The following is a 20,895-nucleotide window of genomic DNA, read 5'->3' on the forward strand; positions in this document are numbered from 1 at the left end:
CACAGTTGTAATCCTAGGCTCAAACCTAGAACTCAGGAAAAATAATGTCAGATCCAAAATTTGTTCACCTACGCGTACACAGTGACTTTTCGATGGTGGATGGCCTATCCAAGGTTCCACCATTAGTTAAAAAAGTCGCTGAAATGGGTATGCCTGCTCTAGCATTGACCGACTTTACCAACCTGTGCGGTTTGGTGAAATTCTACGGTACTGCTCATGGGTGTGGGGTTAAACCAATTATTGGTGCTGACTTCTTGATGCAGTCTCCGGATTTTGGCGATGAATTGACAAAACTCACCGTTATTGCAACGAGTAATAAAGGCTACAACAACCTAACGTTATTAATATCAAAAGCTTACCTTCGTGGCCATGTGCAGCATCAGCCTGTTATTGATAAAGAGTGGCTGATTGAACATGCGGAAGGCCTGATTCTTTTATCGGGTGCAAAAGAAGGTGAGATTGGTAAAGCGTTGCTGAAAGGCAATAGAGAGTTGGTTGCAAGCAGCGTTGAGTTTTACAAAACACATTTCGCAGACCGTTTTTATCTGGAGCTCATTCGAACTGGACGTACGGACGAAGAGTCTTATCTGCACTTTGCGCTGGAATTAGCCGAGCAAGAAGACCTGCCTGTTGTCGCGACTAATGAAGTGGTCTTCATTTCCGAAGACTTGTTTGACGCTCATGAAATCCGTGTGGCGATTCACGACGGCTTTACCATGGTTGATCCACGTCGACCGAAAAACTACAGTCCACAACAGTACCTCCGTAGCGAAGAAGAGATGTGTGAGTTGTTCTCAGATATCCCTGAAGCATTAGAGAACAGCGTTGAGATCGCCAAGCGTTGTAACGTGACTGTACGTTTAGGGGAGTACTTCCTACCTAACTTCCCAACGGAAGGTTTAGCGATTGAAGACTTCCTGATCAAAAAATCAGAAGAAGGTCTTGAGCGACGTTTAGCATTCCTGTTTCCTGATGAAAAAGTCAGAGCTGAACGCAGGCCTGAATACGATGAGCGACTTAAAATCGAGCTAGAAGTAGTTAATAACATGGGTTTCCCAGGTTACTTCTTGATCGTAATGGAGTTCATCCAGTGGTCAAAAGATAATGATGTACCAGTAGGCCCAGGTCGTGGTTCTGGTGCCGGGTCTTTGGTGGCTTACGCGCTTGATATCACGGATCTTGATCCACTTGAATATGACTTGCTGTTCGAACGTTTCTTGAACCCAGAACGTGTATCCATGCCCGATTTCGATATCGACTTCTGTATGGATAAGCGTGACCAAGTTATTGATCACGTGGCTGAAATGTACGGCCGTGATGCCGTTTCTCAGATCATCACCTTCGGTACTATGGCGGCAAAAGCGGTAATCCGTGACGTTGGCCGTGTATTAGGCCACCCATTTGGTTTTGTTGACCGAATTTCTAAGCTGGTTCCGCCTGATCCGGGCATGACGCTAGAGAAAGCATTCCTAGCTGAACCTGCCTTGCCAGAACTCTACGACGGCGATGAAGAAGTTCGTGAGCTGATTGATAAATGTCGAATTTTAGAAGGTTGTACGCGAAACGCAGGTAAACACGCAGGTGGTGTTGTAATCTCACCGACCACGATTACTGATTTTGCACCTATCTATGCCGATGCTGAAGGTAACTTCCCAGTAACGCAATTCGATAAGAATGACGTAGAAACTGCTGGCTTGGTTAAGTTTGACTTCTTGGGGCTGCGTACACTGACGATCATTGACTGGGCACTAGGCCTAGTAAACCCTCGCTTAGCGAAAGAGGGGAAAGATCCGGTTCGTATCGAGTCGATTCCTTTGGATGATCAAGCGTCATTTAACCTATTACAGAATTCAGAAACGACTGCGGTATTCCAACTGGAATCTCGCGGTATGAAAGATCTGATCAAGCGTCTGCAACCCGACTGTTTTGAAGATATCATCGCATTGGTGGCCTTGTTCCGTCCGGGCCCTCTGCAATCAGGCATGGTAGATAACTTTATCGACCGTAAACACGGACGAGAGGCGGTCTCTTACCCTGATGAAACGTGGCAACACGAATCGCTTAAAGAGACACTAGAACCTACGTACGGCATCATCCTGTATCAAGAACAGGTAATGCAAATCGCTCAGATCCTTGCGGGTTATACGCTTGGTGGAGCCGATATGCTGCGTCGTGCGATGGGTAAGAAAAAGCCTGAAGAGATGGCAAAACAGCGCGGTACCTTTAAAGAAGGTGCTGAAGCCAATGGTGTTGATGGCGAACTGTCCATGAAGATCTTTGACTTGGTAGAGAAGTTTGCGGGCTACGGTTTTAACAAATCTCACTCGGCCGCATACGCACTGGTTTCTTATCAAACACTGTGGTTGAAAACGCACTATCCTGCGGAATTCATGGCGGCAGTAATGACCGCGGATATGGATAACACCGAAAAGGTTATTGGCCTTGTCGATGAGTGTTTCCGCATGAAGCTCAAGCTCCTTCCACCTGACATCAACTCGGGTCTATACCGCTTTAATGTCGATGAAGATGGCGCGATTGTTTATGGCATTGGTGCGATTAAAGGGGTTGGTGAAGGCCCAATTGAAGCTATTATCGAAGCGCGTAATAAAGGCGGTTACTTTAAAGACTTGTTCGACTTCTGTGCACGACTTGATCTGAAAAAAGTGAACAAGCGTGTTATCGAAAAGTTGATTCTGTCAGGCGCCTTAGATAGATTAGGTCCTCACCGAGCGGCGATGATGGCCTCATTGAAAGATGCGGTTAAGGCGGCAAGCCAACATCACCACGCTGAGTCTTTTGGTCAATCGGATATGTTTGGCGTGTTGACCGACGCTCCGGAAGAAGTAGAACACAAGTATACCCAAGTACCGAAGTGGCCTGAAAAGGTTTGGCTTGAAGGTGAGCGTGAGACGTTAGGTTTGTATTTAACGGGTCACCCGGTTAATGCGTACATTAAAGAGCTCGCGAAATACACCAGCTGTCGCTTGAAAGATGCCACGCCGACACGTCGTGACCAGTCATTAACGATTGCAGGCTTAGTAATTGCTGCTAGGGTAATGACCACGAAGCGCGGAACTCGAATTGGTTTGATGACCCTCGACGACCGATCGGGTCGGATGGAAGTGATGTTGTTCTCGGATGCGCTCGATCGCTACGCAGAATTGCTCGAAAAAGACAAAATTGTGGTTGTTTCTGGACAGGTCAGCTTTGATGATTTCAATGGTGGGCTTAAAATGTCCGCGCGCGAGGTCATGGACTTAGGAAGCGCCCGTGAGAAATATGCTCGTGGGGTGTCGATATCTATCGAGCAATCCCAAATTAACGGTCAATTTTTTGAACGCTTTGGTCAAATCTTAGAACCTTATAGAGCCGGAACGGTCCCAGTCAATGTATACTACCAACGTGCCGACGCTAGAGCGCGGTTAACATTGGGCACAGAATGGCGTGTGACGCCAAGTGATACATTACTAGACGAATTAAAACAGCTGCTTGGAAATAGCCAAGTAGAACTCGAATTTAACTAAAATTTAGCTCCGTAACTGCGGAGCTGAATCAACAAGGATTCATAGATGAGCCTGAACTTTCTAGAATTTGAAAAGCCTATCGCTGAACTTGAAGCAAAAATCGAAGCGCTACGTGACGTTTCGCGTCACGGTGGTGACACAGCGGTAGATCTAGACAAAGAAATTGAACAACTAGAGAAAAAAAGCTTAGAGCTTAAACAGAAAATCTTTAGTGACTTAGGTGCATGGCAGGTAGCTCAACTTGCTCGTCACCCTCAACGTCCTTACACCAAAGATTACCTGGAGCATGCCTTCACAGAGTTTGAAGAGATGGCGGGCGATCGCGCTTACGCTGACGACAAAGCAATAGTGGGTGGTATGGCTCGTCTAAATGGTCGTCCTGTTATGGTTATTGGTCACCAGAAAGGTCGTGAGACTAAAGAGAAAGTGATCCGTAACTTTGGTATGCCAAAGCCAGAAGGTTACCGTAAGGCACTTCGCCTAATGGAAACGGCTGAGCGTTTCAACATGCCAATCATTACTTTCATCGACACAGCGGGTGCTTACCCAGGTGTTGGTGCTGAAGAGCGTGGCCAATCTGAAGCGATCGCTAAGAACCTTAAAGTAATGGCTGGTCTTTCAGTTCCAGTTATCTGTAACGTTGTTGGTGAAGGCGGTTCTGGTGGTGCACTAGCAATCGGTGTTGGTGATTACGTGAACATGCTTCAGTACTCTACATACTCAGTAATCTCTCCAGAAGGTTGTGCTTCAATCCTGTGGCGTGATTCAGATAAAGCACCACAAGCTGCTGAAGCGATGGGCCTAGTAGCTCCTCGACTTAAAGAGCTTGAGCTTATCGATGAAATCATCCCTGAGCCTCTAGGTGGCGCGCACCGCGATCCAATACAGACAGCTCAGAACATGAAAGACATGTTAGTTAAGCAGTTAGAAGAGCTAGAGCAATTTGACAACGAAGCACTTCTAGAGCGTCGTTACCAGCGTCTAATGAGCTACGGTTACTGCTGATAAGGGACCTTAGCAAGGTATAAGACCTGCTTTCCGTAACAAGTTGATGAAAGGGTTGGACTCAGTGCCAACCCTTTTTTATTATTAAAACATTCTCCTTTCTCATTAGTACACACGGCTCACTTAACCCCATGACTCACTTAATCGAAACTTTTACCTCTGCATTTCAACAAAGCGATCTCAAACCTCGTCGGTTAGTCGTTGCTTTCAGTGGTGGTGTCGATTCTCGAGTGTTATTGGAATTGGCCGCGAAATACGCTAAGTCCCATCACATTGAGTGCTGTGCGGTGCACGTTCATCACGGTCTCAGTAAGAATGCTGATCTTTGGGCTGAGCAATGCCAAACATGGTGTGATGCTTTGTCGGTTTCGTTAGCAGTAGAAAGGGTCTCGTTGGATATCAACTGTGGTGAGAGCGTTGAAAAGCTGGCTCGAGATGCTCGTTATGATTCGCTTCAGAAGCACCTTAGTTTTGGTGATGTTCTAATTACAGGCCAACATATTGATGACCAACTTGAAACTTTCTTGCTGGCATTAAAACGTGGCAGTGGTCCGAAAGGACTCTCTTCAATGGCGAAAGTGATGTCGTTTGGCGAAGCGTTTATTGTGAGACCTCTGCTGTCAGTGACTCGATTAGACATCGAAGCGTCGGCTCACGACATGGGGTTAACTTGGGTCGAAGATGAGAGTAATCAGGATCTGCGCTTTGATCGAAACTTCATTCGTCATCAAGTCACTCCGACGTTGACAGAGCGTTGGCCTAGCTTTCGAGAATCGGTCTGTCGCAGTGCTCAATTATGTGCAGAACAAGAGTCGCTGCTCGACGAACTGCTTGAGTCTCACTTACAACAAGCTTTGGGGGGCTGTAACAGTAAGAGCCAGAGCTTAAGCATTGATTCGTTATCTCAGCATTCTGATTTGTTACGAGCACGTTTGATCAGAATGTGGCTCAGCCATTGCAATCAACCGATGCCAAGCCAAAAGCAGCTAAAACTTATTTGGGATGAAGTGGCTTGTGCTCAGGCAGATGCCAATCCTAAGCTGGTGTTGAATGATGTTGAGATTAGGCGTTTTAATAATCAGCTCTATTTGATACAAGACACCAAAGATTTGTCGAGCTGGGAAAGTGAAATCTTGATTGATGAGAATTTATTATTGCCTGATGGTTTAGGTGAGATCCATTTGAAAGCGGTGTCGAGTGCTAGTGCATCTCATAACCGAGAGGTACAAAGTTTTTCCCTTACTAAAGCCAACGGAACCTTGCGAGTGATCTTTAACCCTGAAGGAGTGTCGGCTCACCCAGTTGGTCGTGGTCATAGTCGAAAACTCAAGAAGCTTTTTCAGGAATACCAAGTACCCAGCTGGTTAAGACGTCGAACGCCGATATTAATGGATGGCGATCGAGTGATCGCTGTTTTAGGCTTATTCGTAGATAAAAACTACGAAGGTCAAGATTGTGAAGCGCTTTGGAGCAAGTAGAAAAAGTTTGTGTCACAATTCACCGTCACTTTAATAAAAATAATTAATGGAATATGCAATGAAGAAAATTACACTAGGATTAGTTCTTGGATTTGGACTATTGAGTGGTAACGCTCTGGCGGGTGATGTTGCTGCGGGTCAAGCTAAAGCGGCAATCTGTGCGGCTTGTCATGGCGCAGACGGTATCGCAATGATCCCAGGATATCCAAATCTTAAAGGCCAAAACGAGCAATACATCGCTTCATCAATTAATGCATATAAGAACGGCCAGCGCACCGGCGGTTTGGCGGCTGTAATGCAGGCTCAGGCTTCAATGCTGAGTGATGAAGATATTGCTAATCTAGCTGCTTACTACTCAAGCCTTAAGTAAAACCTTCTTAAAGCGCTGATTAAACAAGATGATAAATTTCGAGCCAGAGCTTTAATGCTCTGGCTTTTTTCATTGAATGTTTACTATAGCTAACCGATAATGAGCTATTCGCACAGTTTAAGGGATGAACATGAAAAAGATTGAAGCCATTATCAAGCCATTCAAACTTGATGATGTACGTGAAGCACTTGCAGAAGTGGGTATTACGGGTATGACAGTATCTGAAGTTAAAGGCTTTGGACGTCAAAAAGGTCATACTGAGCTATACCGTGGCGCAGAGTACATGGTCGATTTTTTACCTAAAGTGAAATTGGAAATTGTTGTGACCGACGAAGTGGCTGACCAATGTGTTGATACCATTATCGAAACGGCTCAAACAGGTAAAATTGGCGACGGTAAGATCTTCATTACTGAAGTTGAACGTGTGGTACGTATTCGTACTGGCGAAGAAGACGAAGACGCCGTATAAAAAAACTATTACCTTAAAAGGAGCGTTTATCGCTCCTTTTTCATTTCTGGTAGGGTGCTGTATGTTTAAGAAAACCATCATTGTTATCGCAGTCTTGATAACACTCGCTGTTGCTAGTTTTCATCTTATCTTCGTGATCCCGAATAAACCCAACTTGATCACTTCTTCTCAAAATACCAGCAACGATATCTATAGCTGCTACCAAAACTCAGCCCCGAAAGCGATTGATGTGTCTGATGGCCTAGACATTACCGTGTGGAATATCTATAAGCAAAACCGAAATAATTGGCAAAGTGAGTTAAATAAGCTGTCAGCCGGTAGCGATTTAGTTTTGCTGCAAGAAGCGAGTATGACAGAAGGGCTTCGCCAATGGGTAACGAGTGGCCAATGGGGAAGTACTCGAGTGAATGCATTTGAAGCTTTTGAACAAAGTGCAGGTGTACTCAACCTAGCGACGCATCTACCGATTGAAGCTTGTGCTTATACTCATGAAGAACCTTGGCTTCAATTACCTAAATCTGCACTTTGGTCTCGCTACCTGCTAAGTAATGGCGAAGAGCTGGCTGTGATTAATATCCATGCGGTGAACTTTACTTTTGGTACGGAAGATTACGAGGCTCAGCTCAAGAGCTTAACCGACAATCTCCAAAAGTATCGTGGGCCTGTTATTTTTGCTGGGGATTTTAACAGTTGGAGTGAAGCTCGCTTTGCTGTATTGAAAGATGCGTTGGAACAGGTAGGTTTGACGGAAGTTGCTTTTGAACCAGATAACCGTACACAGTTTATGACAGGGTTGGTGCTCGATCATGTGTTCTATCGAGGGTTAGAAGTAGACAAAGCAAAGGCGCCCATTACGGACGCCTCTGATCATAACCCTATGCGAGTGACCTTTAAGGCTAAATAGAAGAAGCTATCTAGCCTATTAGCCTATTAGCCTATTAGTCATTGGATCTTAGCTATTCACCATTCACACTGTGGTTACTTTGGGTAATAAGCAGGGGAATAAATAGGCTAGTGAATTTTCGCTAGCCTTGTTTTTATCTATTCAGCTTAAAAGATTAAAATGTAGAGAGCCCAGATTAGGTAATAGCCAACCCATGGCAAACCAGAGATGACCAGTGCCTGACCACGCTCAAACTCCGTCCAAGTTAATACCGCTGCATAACCCAATACAATGTACCAAGGCAGCAAGAGTGGTAATGAGCTGGCAAATTGCGACCAATCATTGGTTAGTGGCAACTTGATTAAGCCGTTTAAGCTGTTCAAGTCAGCCGCGTAGCTCATCACATGCCCGTGCTTGAGTATCAGGCTTGCGTAGCTTGCTACATCGCCTAGAACGGCAGGGAATATCACTACCGATGCGGCTGCAAACCATCGCCAAAAGCTATGTTGGTGTTGGCTTGGCTTTGTTGCCAAGTTAAACCAAAATGCCAACAGAATGATGGTTAACGTACGGCCGAATACATCACTGATGATTTCACTCGCGAGTAGAGTATTACTGTCAAGTAACGCCAATTGGTCAGGGTTTGTTTGAGCCAGTTGCTGTGACAACTCAGCGCTTAACCATGCAAAATCTACATTCGAAAAATAGGCTCCCCAAAATAAGAATGGGCTGAGCATTAATACGACGTAGGGTTGCCATCCCCAAGCACTTCTTTGATAAAGCGCTAAGAAACAAGCTGTTGGTGAACGGAATATATCCAACAGCATGACGAGTGGGTTACTTGACGGGTTCATACACTTACCTTAGTTACATCAACATACAGCTTCAGTTTTTGTCCTGGCTGTAGGTATTTCTTGTTCTGCAAAGCGTTCCATTTTACAACATCTGCGCTTTTTACTTTGAACTTTGATGCAATACCGCTGACTGTGTCACCTGATCTTACGTTATAAAAGACAGTACGGATGATGGCACCGTCTGAACTATTCTTCCAAATGACCAGTTCTTGACCAATTCTAAGTGTGTCACGTGGTCCCATGCCATTCCACTTAGCCAGTGATTGGTGAGATACCTTATTTGCGCGCGCAATCGTCCATAGGCTATCACCACTTTTTACGGTATGGCTAAGCTTATATTGACCACGACTCTTTGACTGTGTGCTTGCTAGGCGATTTGAAGCGCTTAGTGCGTATGTCTTATCGTCTTTGGTTGATGTTGGAATAAATAGGTGCTGACCAACACGAATATTATTGTTGCTCAAACCGTTTGCAGAGCGGATCACTTTGCTGGTGGTGTTGTATTTACTCGCCAGTACGCTGATGCTATCGCCAGATTGCACTTTATAGCGCACCAACTTCATGCCTTTGCCTTTATTGGCTGCCACTTCTTTGTTGAACTTCTCAACAGAGCTTAGAGGAAGCAATAATTGTTGGTGTTTCTCTGGTGCCGTTGCCCACTGGTTATAAGCCGGGTTGTAGCCTTGCAGCTCTTTGACAGGAATGCCGGCGTAGCTTGCAGCAATGGCTAAATCAAGTTGTTCATTTGGGTTAACCAGAGTCAGTACTGGCTTGTTCGGGATCGCAGGGATATCGATACCATACTTTTCTTGGTTGGCAATCACGTCGGCCAGTGCAAGTAGTTTAGGTACATAGCTGCTGGTCTCTTTTGGTAAGTCTAGAGAGAAGAAGTCGATTGGCTTACCCAGCTTCTTGTTTTTACGGATTGCGCTGTTCACACGACCACCGCCACTGTTGTAGGCAGCGATTGCGTGTTGCCAGTTCCCATCAAAACGTTTGTTCAGGTCGGTTAAGAAATCCAATGCAGCGTCGGTTGAAGCGGCTACGTCACGGCGGCCATCGTACCAGAAGTTTTGTTCTAGTCCGTAAGCTTTGCCAGTACCCGATATGAACTGCCATAGTCCAGCAGCGCTACCGTGAGAATAAGCAAATGCATCAAACGAGCTTTCAACGACGGGCAACAGGGCCAGCTCTAAAGGCAAGTCTCTTTCTTCAATCTTAGTTGTGATCAAGTAAAGGAAAGGTTCAGCGCGTTTTGATACAGTTTTTAGATGACCAGGGTGCTTGAGGTACCAAGTGCGGTAGTAGTCGACTTTCTTTTGGTCCGGCACTTCCATTTCAAGTTGCATCGCAATACGTTTCCAAACATCTTGCTGTGTTTGTGGAGTAACGACGGGTGTTTCAACTTTTGGTTGTTCTTGGATCGCTCTCGATGAAACGTTCGCTTGAGAAACTTCTTTAGTAGGGGAGGTGTTGGTTTGCTCGGAAGCTTGGTCTGGATTCTCTGACTGAGTTAATTGGCAACCAGAAAGTAGTAGTACCAAAGCCCAGCTGTACTTAACTCGCATGTTACAGCCTTTTTAATAAACGGCCGATGATAATACTTGCCACTCCCTATGAGTGACAAGCCTGTATTTGTTAAAATTCGTTCTTCCACGCACGTAAAGCGGTAAAAACCGATAAAGGATCGGTCTGCTCAGTACGATTAGATACTGATTTCACTACACTTGGTTCTGTGTAGCGTAAGAAGGGGTTAATAAACTTTTCTTGTCTTAAATTTGTGGGGATGGTCGACTTATTTTGGGCTCGAAGCCGATTCACTTGGTCGCGGTATTGTTGCAAATGTTGGTTGTCAGGCTCAACAGCCAGTGCAAAAGCGATATTGGCTGCCGTGTATTCATGAGCACAGTAAACCTCGGTTTCTTGTGGGAGTGCTGTGATCTTGTTCAATGCATCAAACATCTGCTGTGGTGTGCCTTCCATGATTCGCCCACAACCAGCTGAAAACAGTACATCGCCACAAAACAGTTTGGCATCACCCACATAACCAATGTGCCCAGCGGTGTGCCCACTGAGCCCTAGCACGAGGAATACTTCGTCAAACAGCTCTAATTGGTCACCGTCATCAACGGGATGCGTTAAGGTCGGGATAGGTTCATTTTTGGGGCCAACGACATCCACGCCAGGGAATTGTCTTACCAACTCTGGCACGCCACCAATGTGATCGTGGTGGTGGTGCGTAATCAAGATTGCATCTAAAGTTAGCTCATGGTGTGCTAAGTACTCTAATACTGGAGCTGCATCACCAGGGTCGACGACAGCACAACGGCGATCGCTATTTTGAATCAGCCAGATGTAATTGTCGTTAAATGCAGGTATGCTTTTGATATGTAACATTATTGGTTCTCCAGTCACTTTTAGTGAGACAGAATAAGTGAGACAGATTATTGATGAAGCCAGCACGTAGCAGAAAGAAGTTTGAGCGTCCTTATACTTGGGCACAATTGCACAATGGGGACTGGTTGAGAGAATCTATTCAAACTCGACTTGATGAGTGGTGCCCAAAACTATTTGGTTACCATATGCTCAAACTTGGTGGCCTCAGCAGTGAGATTTCTAGCTGCACATGCAACATTCAACATCAAGTAAACCTAGATATCCAGAACCCATTACATAATGTGATAGCAGATGGTTATAATTTACCCTTTTTAGAGAAAAGCTTTGATGTTGTGGTGCTGAGTCATCAGTTAGATTATAGCAACGACCCACACCGGCTATTGAGGGAAGTCGACCGAGTAATGATGGACGATGGCTATATTATTATCACCGGCTTTAACCCTTTTAGTGTGACTGGGCTTGCCAGTTTGATGCCTTGGCGAAAGAACAGCTTGCCATGGAGTGGACGTATGTACACGCCAAACCGAATTAAAGATTGGCTAGGCGTACTTAATTATGAAGTGATTCATTGTGACACCTACGCGTTGTTCCCTATGAGTAAATACCAAGCGATGTGGACGTGGTTGGAGAACAGCTTAGGCAGCTGTGCATCGTTCGCTGGTAGCCAATACTTTATTGTTGCTCGTAAACGTACTTATCCACTTAAGCCTATCAAGCCACATTGGCACCTTAAGCGACGCTTCTCTCCTGTAGGAGCCAGTTTTAGAACCAATACGCGTCGCACCTTGGACTCCGCTAAAACTTCGTATCCGTTAAAAGCAGAAAAAGCCGACTCATAGTCGGCTTTCCATTGCTATATCTGTTTTAGATACTGACATTTCCTTTAAGAAAATGATCAGCTTGGCTGATAGCCCGTATCTTCTTGGGTCGGGTTTTCAGCTGCACTTCGAGCTAAATCATCACACATTTCATTTTCTCGGTGCCCCGCGTGCCCCTTAACCCAGCGCCAATCAACGCTATGGGGCGCCGTCTCTTTGTCGAGTCTTTGCCACAGGTCTGCGTTTTTAACGGGCTTTTTATCGGCTGTTTTCCAATCACGCTTTTTCCAGTTGTGAATCCACTGGGTGATACCTTGACGCACGTATTGGCTATCTGTGGTCAGAATGACAGAGCAAGGCTCTTTGAGGGCTTGGAGAGCCACAACAGCGGCGAGCATTTCCATGCGGTTATTGGTGGTTAAGGTGAAACCTTCGGCTAACGTCTTCTCGACTTTTTTGTAGCGAAGTACGATGCCGTAGCCGCCAGGACCTGGGTTGCCTAAACAAGAACCATCAGTGAAAATTTCAACTTGTTTCGTCATGATTTGATACTATTACCTCAAGCACATTATCGGCATAGTCTGACACAGTTATCCTTATGAATACCAGTAGCACTCCAGAACAAAGCACGAACGAAAAAAACAGTTCGAATGAAAACAAACGCATCGTTGTACTCGATACCGAAACCACCGGTATGAATACAGAGGGTGGCCCCCACTATATGGGACATCGCATCGTTGAAATTGGTGCAGTAGAGATCATCAACCGTAGGCTGACTGGGCGTCACTTTCACGTCTATATCAAGCCCGATCGTGCGATTCAAGAAGAGGCAATTGGCGTTCACGGTATTACCGATGAATTTTTGATTGATAAACCAGAATACCAAGACATACATAAAGAGTTTCTCGACTTTATTAAAGGTGCGGAGCTGGTGGCTCATAACGCGCCCTTCGATACGGGCTTTATGGACTATGAGTTTGAGAAACTTAACCCTGCTATAGGTAAAACGGATGACTACTGTAAAGTTACCGATACCTTGGCGATGGCGAAGAAGATTTTCCCAGGGAAAAGAAACAATCTAGATATCTTATGTGACCGTTATGGTATTGATAACTCACACCGTACTCTTCACGGCGCATTGCTCGATGCGGAGATTCTAGCTGACGTCTACTTATTGATGACAGGTGGGCAAACTTCGCTGCAATTTAACGCTGGCCAACAAGAAGGCGAAGGCGAAAGCATACGAAGAGCAGAAAGTGGTCGAAAATCCCTAAAGGTTTTGCGAGCTACGGCCGATGAAGTAGAAGCGCATCAAAGTCGTTTAGACCTCGTCGAGAAAAGCGGAAGCTGCCTCTGGCGTCAGTAGGGAGAAAGTATGTTAAGGGTATTGGCTACCGGTTGTTTTTTGCTGTTGAGCTTTGGCTTACACGCAGCAACAGAATCTGTAATGAGTTTATTGGATAATCGCTTTCGAGTTGATCCCAGTATCGAGCAAGTTACTTTTGTAATCTATCGAGCCGATAATTCTAAACCCGTCGTCTTGGTTCGTCCTGATGGCAAGAAGTATCACGCTTTGCGTCATGCTGATAATGTCCGTTGGTACCAAGAATCGTCAATGGATATTATCTCTATCGACAATCCGATGCCGGGTCCTTGGCAAGCGGTAGGTAAAGTCTCACCTAAAAATAATATCAAACTTTTATCTCATCTGGTTTTAGACGCCAATGAATTTCCAGACAAGTTGTACCAAACTGAACACATTAAATTTACCGCTCGTTTGACATCCGATGGCAAGCCGCTTGTGCTGCGTGATTTTCTTGACCGTGTGAAGCTTAAAGTAACATTCACTAAGTTCGTCGAAAACGAAGAGTCCTTAGTGAGAGAAGCGCGGCCAATTCCGGTTGTCATGGGGGAATTTGCCGATGATGGCGTTGATCTTGACGAAAAAGCTGGAGATGGTGTGTTCACCGTGTCGTTACCAATGGACATTGAGCCTGGTAAATATCGAGCTCGAATTACTTCTGGTAATGGTGTGTTCCTGCGAGCACAAGAGCAAGAAGTCTTGGTCTACCCAACGCCAATCACAACCACCTTCATTCAGTCTCGCAAAGAAGGTTTATCTCATACTGTAGTGGCTTCTGGCGAGCCAGGTATGATTGCACCGAGCTCGTTAGCAGCTCACGTTGAGTATAAAGCCCCTGATGGGTATGTGATGTATAAGCAAGGCCAAGCCGAAGCTGATGCGATGAAAGTGTCTTTAACGTTGCCTTATAATGATGATTTGGGAATTTACACTTGGTCGGGGATGGTTTATGCCACCGATGCGTCAAGCCAGCGTCCACTGATTTTCCCGATTACCGAGCAGTCGTACAGCGTTGTTCAAGAGATAGACCTAGCAGAATCTCGACGTCTTCAAGAGGAAGCTCTTGCTGAGCAGAAACGTATTGCTGAAAAATTAATGATTCTTCAAAAAAGAGAAGATGACAGGCAGCGCAGCATAATGATTATAGCGGTAGGGAATGTGGCTGCGATTTTATTGGGCTTACTGATTTGGTTTGTAATACGTAAAATCACAGAGAAGAAGAGAGCGCTACCTGAGATGCAGCTCAAGGCGCCTAAGTAACTCGTCTGCATCCCTAGAGTTGTCTTGAGATTGTTGTCTTGAGTGAGTAAACGTCGGGACAACAAACCTCGAGAGACTAAACTTAGATAGAACAAGCCTCGATAGAGCAAGCATTAAAATTTGTGACAATGAAGTGATGAATAAAAAAACGGGACTCATAGGAGTCCCGTTTTTGTTTCTGTCTCTGACCTTAAGCGACGTTATCAATCGATTGGTCTGGGTACTGAGTCTTTGCTGCAAGCTCCTCTGGTGAGAAATCATCAACGTTAATTGTGTACAGTCTGTGTTCCTCAGCGCTAATCAGAAGATTTGCTTCTTCTTGCGTTAAAATACCTTTCTCAAGTCCCAACTGAGCGACAAGGTCGAGTCGTAAGAAAGCACGTTTTTGATGTGTTTCTTTACAAACCTTATCGAACAGAGGTTCAGCTTGAAGAATCACCTCTAGCGCTTTTTCAATCTTGCCTACAGGGTTGTATTCCGTTGCTTCCAAGTATTGGCCACGGCCGATACGAGAGCGTGTTTCACTAGGTGTTTGTAGGATGTGCGCGACTTGGCTATCCAACTTGTCGTTTGGTGCACGACGGATACGGCCAAATGGCATTAACACAACGCGAAGTAGTCGACCAATCACAGGGTTAGGGAAGTTCGCCAAGAACTCATCAATCGCGACTTCAGTTTGACGCAAGCTGTCTTGCATACCCCAATGGACTAATGGGAGATCTTCAGCATGGCTACCTTCGCTTTCAAAGCGCTTAAGTGTTGCTGAACCTAGATAGAGTTGACTCAGGATATCCCCCAGTCTTGCTGATAGGCGCTCTCTGCGTTTCAGTGAACCGCCTAATACAGCCATTGAAATATCAGACAGTAGCGCTAGGTTAGCACTGTAGCGGTTCAGCTGTTGGTAGTAACGCTGTGTCTGCTTATCCGTTTTATTGGATGGTGTTGGAGCGTCTGAACCACGACCGTCGGTTAAACCAAACCACAAGCTGCGGACTAGGTTACTCATAGTGAAACTAACGTGTCCTGCTAATGCTGAATCAAACTTATCAAGTGCATCGCTGCTTTCCGAATAAGCCGCTTCCATTTCGTTCAGAACATAAGGGTGGCAGCGAATCGCGCCTTGACCATAGATGATCATTGAACGAGTCAGGATGTTTGCGCCTTCAACCGTAATTGCAATTGGTGAGCCTTGGTAACCACGAGCGAGGAAGTTCGATGGGCCTAAGCAAATGCCTTTACCTCCGACGATATCCATCGCATCGATGATGCTGCGTTGGCCACGGTGAGTACAGTGGTACTTCACGATTGCTGAGATAACCGAAGGCTTTTCACCAAGATCGATACCCGCAACCGTCAGGTTACTTGCTGCATCCATTACATAGGCGTTACCAGCTAGACGTGCCAGTGGCTCTTCAACCCCTTCCATGCGACCAATGGGTTGTTTGAATTGACGACGAATACGAGCGTAAGCACCGGTTGCTAATGCTGCAGATTTAATACCACCGGTTGAGTTTGAAGGCAGTGTGATACCACGACCAACCGACAGACATTCAACCAACATACGCCAGCCTTGTCCTGCCATTTTCTGGCCGCCGATGATGAAATCGATAGGCACGAAGATGTCATCACCTTGAGTCGGACCATTTTGGAAAGGCACGTTGAGTGGGAAGTGACGGTTACCAATCTCTACGCCTTTTAAATCGGTAGGGATAAGGGCACAGGTGATGCCAAGGTCTTGCTTGTCACCAAGCAGACCTTCAGGGTCTCTCAGTTTAAAGGCTAAGCCTAAAACGGTCGCGACAGGCGCTAGAGTGATGTAACGTTTGTTCCAAGTTAGGCGCATGCCCAATACTTCTTCGCCTTGCCATTGACCCTTACACACCACGCCGTAATCTGGGATTGAGCCAGCATCTGAGCCGGCCTCTGGGCTAGTTAAGGCAAAACAAGGGATCTCTTTACCTTCGGCTAGGCGAGGTAGGTAGTGGTTTCTTTGTTCTTCTGTACCATAGTGTTGCAATAGCTCACCGGGACCTAACGAATTAGGGACGCCAACGGTTGAGGATAATACGCTAGAAACACCCGTTAGCTTCTGTAGAACTAAAGACTGAGCGTAAGCTGAGAATTCTAAACCGCCGTATTTTTTCTTGATGATCATGGCGAAGAATTTATGGTCTTTTAGGTACTGCCAAACTTCTGGTGGTAAATCAGCAAGCTCATGTGTTACTTGATAATCATTGACCATTTCACATACTGTATTGACTGGGCCATCTAAAAACGCTTGTTCCGCCTCAGAAAGTTTCGGATCCGCAATATTTTGAAGCTTCTTCCACTCAGGCTTGCCTTTGAACAGCTCTGCTTCCCACCATACTGTGCCTGCTTCCAATGCCTCTTTTTCCGTCTGAGACATTGCTGGTAGAACCTTCTTAAACAAAGAAAGTGCTTTTTGGCTAATCAGGGTTTGACGAATTGCTGGTACAGCAAAGGTCGCTATGGCCAATAGATAACAAAGCCAACCAGTGACTGCCACGCTGCCAAACAGGGTTAATGCTACCATTGCGCCGGTTAACACAATTAACGCACGGACCAGACTAACTCTATGGTAAAGACAGACGCCTAAGATGGCTGTCATGCCGAGTAGGGAGAGCAATATGTTCATGATCGATTTCCTTTTCAGAGATCACTTATTGTTATTAAGTTTAGGTAAGAGGTCTAACCAGTCAAGTGTAAACAAAATATTAAATATTTGTAAAACTCCAAAGTGAATAAAAAGTGATCTCAATAGAGTTAAAGTTCTAATTGTGAGAGGTTGGTGGTGAATATTTGGACGGATCGACAGTGAAAGGTTAATTAAGGTGGCAATCTTTGGGCTTAAGTGTCGACACTATTTCATGTTTGTGGGTAAACTCAGTTATAAAGAGGGGAAAACCCTCAATTCTCATTTCACGCACTTTAAGTTGCGTCAAAAAACATAAGAGATAAGCCAAATGTACCAAGACCTAATCAAAAGTGAATTGAACGAAGCTGCTGACGTTCTGAACAAGTTCTTGAGTGATGACCATAACATTGCTCAAATTGAAGCTGCTGCAAAAATGATTGCAGATTCATTCAAGCAAGAAGGCAAAGTGCTTTCTTGTGGTAACGGTGGTTCACACTGTGATGCAATGCATTTCGCGGAAGAGCTAACAGGCCGATACCGTGAAAATCGTCCAGGCTTTGCTGGTATTGCGATTTCAGATCCGAGTCATCTGTCTTGCGTGAGTAACGACTTTGGCTACGACCACGTATTTTCTCGTTATGTAGAAGCCGTGGGTCGTAAAGGCGATGTGTTGTTTGGTTTGTCGACTTCAGGTAACTCTGGCAACATCCTAAAAGCGATTGAAGCTGCTCAAGCTAAAGGGATGAAAACCATTGCGCTGACCGGTAAAGATGGCGGTAAAATGGCAGGTTGTGCTGATATCGAAATCCGAGTCCCGCACTTTGGCTACGCTGATCGCATCCAAGAGATTCACATTAAGATCATCCACATTGTGATTCAGCTTGTTGAAAAAGAAATGGAATAATAGTTTTACAGATATTTGGAGCCTAGGTTTGTGGCTCCATTGGTTTAAATAGGGAGTAGATTAAACCATGTGTGAATTGCTCGGTATGAGCGCGAATGTGCCAACTGATATTTGTTTTAGCTTTACTGGCCTTATGCAGCGTGGAGGCAACACTGGTCCACATCGTGATGGCTGGGGTATTACTTTCTATGAGGGAAAGGGTTTTCGTACATTTAAAGACCCTAATCCTAGTTGTGAATCAAAGATCGCTGAGTTGGTTCAAAACTACCCAATTAAGAGCCAAGCTGTTGTCAGTCATATCCGTCAAGCCAATCGTGGTGGTGTTAATCTAGAAAATACTCACCCTTTTACTCGTGAGCTTTGGGGACGATACTGGACCTTTGCTCACAATGGTCAACTAACGGATTATGATGATCTGATTAGTGGTCGATTCAGACCTGTCGGTGAGACGGACAGCGAACTCTCTTTCTGTTGGTTGTTGAAACAACTTGAAGACCGTTTTCCTGAACCTCCTCAAGATATGGAAGGTATGTTTCGCTTTGTCGCTGAGTGCTGTGACCAGTTACGAGAGAAAGGTGTTTTCAATATGTTGCTCAGTGACGGTGAGTACGTGATGAACTATTGTACGAACCATTTATACTGGATAACAAGACGCGCTCCTTTTGGTAACGCGAGCCTGATTGATGAAGATGTTGAGATTAACTTCCAAGAAGAAACTACGCCCAACGATGTGGTAACCGTCGTCGCAACTCAGCCTCTAACAGATAATGAAGAGTGGTTTAGAATGAAACCGGGTGAGTACGCACTGTTTCATTTTGGTGAGCTGATCGGCAACAACCACCAAGCGTTGGAAGATGTCGCTTATGCTCCGAAGAAGGTGGCAAGCCAAGCGCCTACTGAACCATTGAGCTAATCTAGTCGATACTATTATTTGTCCTGATTAAAAAAGGCCGCTTACTGTACTAATAAGTCAGTGAGCGGCCTTTTTGTTTTCTGTTTTTTAAGGCTTATTCTTCCGTGATTTACTCTGGGAGAACAACCTTATTAATTACTCTTCTGCGTAACCGTGTGTACTTAATGTTTCACCGTCTAAGACAGCCTTCCCGTTTACCATCGATAAACGATCTTCAGCAAACCATTTACAAACCATCGGGTAAATACAGTGCTCTTGAGTCAGTACTCGGCTTGCTAACATGTCAGCATCATCATCTTCAAATACCGGCACCTTGGCTTGCAAGATTACAGGGCCACCATCAAGTTCTTCGGTAACAAAGTGGACGCTTGTGCCGTGCTCTTTATCTTGTGCATCAATGGCACGCTGGTGGGTGTGTAGGCCTGGGTATTTAGGTAACAGGGAAGGGTGGATATTGACCATTTTACCGGCATAGTGACGAACAAATTCTGAACTCAAGATACGCATGTATCCCGCAAGTACGATTAAATCGGGTTGGTAAGCATCGATCTGAATCATCAATTCATGATCGAACTCTTCACGTGAACCATAGTTTTTTGGGTTCACAGAATGTGCGTCAACACCTGCTGATTTTGCTCTCTCTAGACCAAAAGCCTCTGCTTTGTTTGAGAAGACAGCTTTAACTGAAGCATCAATCATATTGCTATCGCAGGCGTCCAAAATTGCTTGCAAGTTACTTCCGCTTCCTGAAACTAACACAACGATGTTTTTACTAGAGATACTGGTTTTATTTGAGAGATTGTTTTTCATAGAGTGGGTCATACGATTGATTAACAGGGGTGCTTACAATTTACCTACATAAACTAAGGTTTTCTGCGGGCTAAATAGCAAAATGAGGACCATTAGGTCCTCATCTATTAACTAAATAAGCGAATGTATCACTTATTTGATTTCAACTTGCTCTTCGCCAGCTTCAGCGTTTGCGATCTCACCGATAACCCAAGCGTTTTCGCCTTCGGCTTTCAGCAGTTCAACAGCTGCGTCTGCTTGATCTTTAGGTAGAGCAACAACTAGGCCTACACCACAGTTGAAAGTGCGGTACATTTCAAATGTCTCCACGTTACCTTTCTCTTGTAGCCAGTTGAAGATAGCAGGCCATTCCCAGCTCTTGCCATCAATCACTGCTTTAGTACCTTCAGGAAGTACGCGTGGGATGTTTTCCCAGAAACCACCACCTGTGATGTGCGAGATAGCATGAATGTCATGCTCTGCAATCATCTTAAGTGCCGATTTGATGTAAATCTTAGTCGGTTCTAGTAGGTGTTCACCGATAGTGCGACCTTCTAGCTCTTCACTCTTATCAGCTCCAGAAACTTCTAGAACTTTACGAATCAAAGAGTAACCATTTGAGTGTGGACCACTTGAGCCAACAGCGATAAGTGCGTCGCCTGCAGCTACTTTAGTGCCGTCGATGATGTCAGCTTTTTCTACGACACCAACACAGAAGCCGGCTACATCGTAGTCGTCGCCTTCGTACATACCTGGCATTTCAGCCGTTTCACCGCCGATCAGTGCACAACCTGCTTGAACACAGCCTTCAGCAATACCAGAAACAACATCTGCTGCTGTATCTACATCTAGCTTACCTGTTGCGTAGTAGTCTAGGAAGAATAGCGGCTCACCACCTTGAACGATTAAGTCGTTCACACACATTGCCACTAGGTCGATACCAATGGTGTCGTGTTTTTTCAGATCCAAAGCAAGGCGAAGTTTAGTACCAACACCATCAGTACCTGAAACAAGTACCGGCTCTTTGTATTTCGTTGGAAGTTCACATAGGGCGCCAAAGCCACCAATACCGCCCATTACTTCAGGGCGACGAGTGCGTTTAACAGCACCTTTAATACGGTCTACTAGTGCATTACCTGCATCGATATCAACACCAGCGTCTTTGTAGCTTAGAGAAGAAGTATTACCACTCACGGGATAGTCCTCGAACTT

18 protein-coding genes are annotated in these 20,895 nt (G+C 45.3%); 11 read left to right on the forward strand and 7 right to left on the reverse strand.

What is annotated here, in order from left to right:
- Window positions 1–44: 44 nt before the first annotated feature.
- The 6 genes from dnaE (at window position 45) to AB4180_RS05715 (ending at window position 7,750) form a co-directional block, all read left to right on the forward strand.
- Window positions 45–3,524 carry a DNA polymerase III subunit alpha gene (gene dnaE / locus AB4180_RS05690; protein ID WP_009847404.1) on the forward strand — a complete coding sequence of 1,160 codons (3,480 nt, stop codon included), beginning with the start codon at window positions 45–47 and terminating at the stop codon, window positions 3,522–3,524.
- 45 nt (window positions 3,525–3,569) lie between these two features.
- Window positions 3,570–4,529, forward strand: a complete 960-nt coding sequence (accA, locus tag AB4180_RS05695) for an acetyl-CoA carboxylase carboxyl transferase subunit alpha (RefSeq protein WP_009847403.1) — start codon at window positions 3,570–3,572, stop codon at window positions 4,527–4,529.
- A 131-nt stretch (window positions 4,530–4,660) separates the two neighbouring features.
- On the forward strand, window positions 4,661–6,007 hold the full coding sequence (gene tilS, locus AB4180_RS05700) for a tRNA lysidine(34) synthetase TilS (protein ID WP_102249084.1): 1,347 nt from the start codon (window positions 4,661–4,663) through the stop codon (window positions 6,005–6,007).
- Window positions 6,008–6,065: 58 nt separating this feature from the next.
- The gene (locus AB4180_RS05705; RefSeq protein WP_102249083.1) at window positions 6,066–6,377 is read left to right on the forward strand and encodes a cytochrome c; all 312 of its coding nucleotides are present in this window, start codon (window positions 6,066–6,068) and stop codon (window positions 6,375–6,377) included.
- Between the two features lie 130 nt (window positions 6,378–6,507).
- The gene (glnB, locus tag AB4180_RS05710) at window positions 6,508–6,846 is read left to right on the forward strand and encodes a nitrogen regulatory protein P-II (protein WP_017063373.1); all 339 of its coding nucleotides are present in this window, start codon (window positions 6,508–6,510) and stop codon (window positions 6,844–6,846) included.
- Between the two features lie 61 nt (window positions 6,847–6,907).
- Window positions 6,908–7,750: an endonuclease/exonuclease/phosphatase family protein gene (locus tag AB4180_RS05715; protein WP_102249082.1), complete on the forward strand. Its 843-nt coding sequence runs from the start codon at window positions 6,908–6,910 to the stop codon at window positions 7,748–7,750.
- A 146-nt stretch (window positions 7,751–7,896) separates the two neighbouring features.
- On the opposite strand, the gene AB4180_RS05720 is transcribed toward AB4180_RS05715, so the two are convergent.
- The 3 genes from AB4180_RS05720 to gloB form a co-directional block, all read right to left on the reverse strand.
- Window positions 7,897–8,583 carry a YIP1 family protein gene (locus AB4180_RS05720; protein WP_009847398.1) on the reverse strand — a complete coding sequence of 229 codons (687 nt, stop codon included), beginning with the start codon at window positions 8,581–8,583 and terminating at the stop codon, window positions 7,897–7,899.
- Complete coding sequence (locus tag AB4180_RS05725; protein ID WP_102249081.1) at window positions 8,580–10,151, reverse strand: LysM peptidoglycan-binding domain-containing protein; 1,572 nt, start codon at window positions 10,149–10,151, stop codon at window positions 8,580–8,582. Before AB4180_RS05725 ends, AB4180_RS05720 begins: the two co-directional genes overlap by 4 nt.
- 70 nt (window positions 10,152–10,221) lie before the next feature.
- On the reverse strand, window positions 10,222–10,980 hold the full coding sequence (gene gloB, locus AB4180_RS05730) for a hydroxyacylglutathione hydrolase (protein ID WP_102249080.1): 759 nt from the start codon (window positions 10,978–10,980) through the stop codon (window positions 10,222–10,224).
- Between the two features lie 53 nt (window positions 10,981–11,033).
- Between gloB and AB4180_RS05735 the strand changes: the two genes are divergently transcribed.
- Window positions 11,034–11,819 carry a class I SAM-dependent methyltransferase gene (locus tag AB4180_RS05735; protein ID WP_009847395.1) on the forward strand — a complete coding sequence of 262 codons (786 nt, stop codon included), beginning with the start codon at window positions 11,034–11,036 and terminating at the stop codon, window positions 11,817–11,819.
- Between the two features lie 56 nt (window positions 11,820–11,875).
- Here AB4180_RS05735 and rnhA read toward each other — a convergent pair whose 3' ends face one another.
- The gene (gene rnhA, locus AB4180_RS05740; protein ID WP_102249079.1) at window positions 11,876–12,340 is read right to left on the reverse strand and encodes a ribonuclease HI; all 465 of its coding nucleotides are present in this window, start codon (window positions 12,338–12,340) and stop codon (window positions 11,876–11,878) included.
- Window positions 12,341–12,396: 56 nt separating this feature from the next.
- On the opposite strand from rnhA, the gene dnaQ reads away from it, so the two are divergent.
- Window positions 12,397–13,164 carry a DNA polymerase III subunit epsilon gene (dnaQ, locus tag AB4180_RS05745; protein WP_009847393.1) on the forward strand — a complete coding sequence of 256 codons (768 nt, stop codon included), beginning with the start codon at window positions 12,397–12,399 and terminating at the stop codon, window positions 13,162–13,164.
- 9 nt (window positions 13,165–13,173) lie between these two features.
- Window positions 13,174–14,421, forward strand: a complete 1,248-nt coding sequence (locus tag AB4180_RS05750; protein WP_102249078.1) for a TIGR03503 family protein — start codon at window positions 13,174–13,176, stop codon at window positions 14,419–14,421.
- A gap of 190 nt (window positions 14,422–14,611) precedes the next feature.
- On the opposite strand, the gene fadE is transcribed toward AB4180_RS05750, so the two are convergent.
- On the reverse strand, window positions 14,612–17,077 hold the full coding sequence (gene fadE, locus AB4180_RS05755; protein WP_102249077.1) for an acyl-CoA dehydrogenase FadE: 2,466 nt from the start codon (window positions 17,075–17,077) through the stop codon (window positions 14,612–14,614).
- A 328-nt stretch (window positions 17,078–17,405) separates the two neighbouring features.
- Between fadE and lpcA the strand changes: the two genes are divergently transcribed.
- Together lpcA and AB4180_RS05765 are read left to right on the forward strand one after the other, a co-directional pair.
- Window positions 17,406–17,981 carry a D-sedoheptulose 7-phosphate isomerase gene (lpcA, locus tag AB4180_RS05760; RefSeq protein ID WP_009847390.1) on the forward strand — a complete coding sequence of 192 codons (576 nt, stop codon included), beginning with the start codon at window positions 17,406–17,408 and terminating at the stop codon, window positions 17,979–17,981.
- 67 nt (window positions 17,982–18,048) lie between these two features.
- A complete protein-coding gene (locus tag AB4180_RS05765) occupies window positions 18,049–18,894 on the forward strand; it encodes a class II glutamine amidotransferase (protein WP_009847389.1) in 846 nt (281 codons plus the stop codon).
- A 135-nt stretch (window positions 18,895–19,029) separates the two neighbouring features.
- Here the strand turns inward: AB4180_RS05765 and purN are convergent, their stop codons facing one another.
- Together purN and purM are read right to left on the reverse strand one after the other, a co-directional pair.
- Window positions 19,030–19,704 carry a phosphoribosylglycinamide formyltransferase gene (gene purN / locus AB4180_RS05770; RefSeq protein ID WP_102249076.1) on the reverse strand — a complete coding sequence of 225 codons (675 nt, stop codon included), beginning with the start codon at window positions 19,702–19,704 and terminating at the stop codon, window positions 19,030–19,032.
- Between the two features lie 132 nt (window positions 19,705–19,836).
- The gene (purM, locus tag AB4180_RS05775; RefSeq protein ID WP_008222945.1) at window positions 19,837–20,877 is read right to left on the reverse strand and encodes a phosphoribosylformylglycinamidine cyclo-ligase; all 1,041 of its coding nucleotides are present in this window, start codon (window positions 20,875–20,877) and stop codon (window positions 19,837–19,839) included.
- Window positions 20,878–20,895: the final 18 nt, after the last annotated feature.

Source organism: Vibrio sp. 10N.286.49.C3 (assembly GCF_041469545.1).
In the GTDB taxonomy this organism is placed as follows: Bacteria; Pseudomonadota; Gammaproteobacteria; order Enterobacterales; family Vibrionaceae; genus Vibrio; species Vibrio tasmaniensis_A.